We start from the raw sequence: 1,170 nt of genomic DNA on the forward strand, positions 1-1,170 counted from the left end.
CCCCAAGACCGCCGGAGGCCCTCGTGGCTACCGTCCTCTACCGCCTGGGGCGTCTGGCGTTTCGCCGGCGCTGGTATGTGACCGTGTTCTGGGTGGTGATCCTCGCCGCCCTCGGCTTCGCCTCCAGCAAGGCCGCCGAAGCGCCCGCCACGACCTTCTCCACCCCCGGCGTCGAGTCCCAGCGGGCCTTCGACCTGATCCAGCAGCGCTTTCCCGGAGCGCAGGCGGACGGTGCCGTGGCCCGGGTCGTCTTCGTCGCCCCGGACGGGCGGAAGATCACCACCGGCAAGGACCGCGCGGCCGTCGTCCACCTCGTCGACGAGGTGTCCGGGGGACCGCAGGTCGCGAGCGCGGTCAACCCGTTCCAGGCCGGCGCGGTCAGCAAGGACGCGAGCACCGCGTACTCGACGATCACGTACACGGTGCAGGCCAACGACCTCTCCGACACCGCCAAGAAAAACCTGGAGAACGCCGCCGCACAGGCCCGCGACTCCGGCCTCACCGTCGAGATCGGCGGCACCGCACTGGCCGCCGAGCCCTCCGCCGGCGGCGTCGGCGAGGTCATCGGCGTCGGTATCGCCGCCGTGGTGCTGCTGATCACCTTCGGATCGCTCGCCGCCGCCGGACTCCCGCTCCTCACGGCGATCCTCGGCGTCGGCATCTCCATGACCGCGATCCCCACCCTGGCCGCCACCCTCGGCCTCTCCGACACCACCGGCACCCTCGCCACGATGCTCGGCCTGGCCTGCGGTATCGACTACGCGGTGTTCGTCGTCTTCCGCTACCGCGAGGAACGCGCCAACGGTCATACGACCGAGGAGGCGGCGGGCCTCGCCGTCGGCACCGCCGGCTCGGCGGTGGTCTTCGCGGGCCTCACCGTCGTCATCGCGCTCGCCGGCCTCTCCGTCGTGGGCATCCCCCTCCTCACCAAGATGGGGCTGTGCGCGGCCGGCGCGGTCGTCCTCGCCGTCCTCATCGCGCTGACCCTCGTCCCCGCCCTGCTCGGCTTCTGGCCCCGCGCCGTCCTCTCCCGCCGCTACAAGACGACCGGCCGCCGTATCCAGGGCGTGGCCGGCAACATGGGCAGCCGCTGGGCGGGCTTCGTGCTGCGCCACCCCTGGCCGGTGCTGCTCGGCACGGTCGCCGGCCTGGTCGAGGAGCCAGAGTTTC

Annotated in this window: 1 protein-coding gene; it reads left to right on the top strand. The window is 72.5% G+C overall.

The window, feature by feature from the left end:
• Positions 1-23 precede the first annotated feature (23 nt).
• The coding region (locus tag ACFWI9_RS34585) for an MMPL family transporter (protein WP_387169336.1) at positions 24-1,170 on the top strand (1,147 nt) is incomplete at its 3' end.

This window comes from Streptomyces sp. NPDC127084, assembly GCF_042724175.1.
Classification (GTDB): domain Bacteria; phylum Actinomycetota; class Actinomycetes; order Streptomycetales; family Streptomycetaceae; genus Streptomyces.